Genomic DNA, 396 nt, shown 5'->3' on the forward strand with positions numbered 1-396 from the left:
CTTCCGACGGAGCCGTCAACGTCACGGTAGTGGTGTTATCGGTATCGGTACCTGGGGTATCAGTGACAATCGTGGTGACTTTGTCAGTACCTGGGACCAGATTTTCAAAGTGCTCGCCGCCGGTGACTTCCTTGATGCCGGTAGTAACAGTCTGGTCGCCTTTGTACACATCGTCCGGAGCCACAGCCGAAACGGTGCCGCTCGACTGGTTCACGCCGATAGTAATGGTCTGGTTGTTATCCAGAGTCACAGTCAGCGGGCCAGTGGTGTTGGTGACCGGCTTGCCATCTTTGTCGACCAGGGTCGCGGTGTAGACGATCTCGCCGCCTTCGCCCACGGTTTTGGTCGCGGTCAGGACTACATCAACCTTGTCGATGGTGTCGTTGATCTGCGTCG

The 396-nt window shown here is 56.8% G+C and carries 1 protein-coding gene; it reads right to left on the reverse strand.

Going from position 1 to position 396, the window contains the following annotated elements; translation table 11 throughout:
• A partial coding sequence (locus BFQ03_RS20825; protein ID WP_139115720.1) for an immunoglobulin-like domain-containing protein occupies window positions 1-396 on the reverse strand: 396 nt, incomplete at both ends.

It is taken from the genome of Pseudomonas sp. 25 R 14 (assembly GCF_900004755.1).
GTDB lineage: Bacteria > Pseudomonadota > Gammaproteobacteria > Pseudomonadales > Pseudomonadaceae > Aquipseudomonas > Aquipseudomonas brenneri.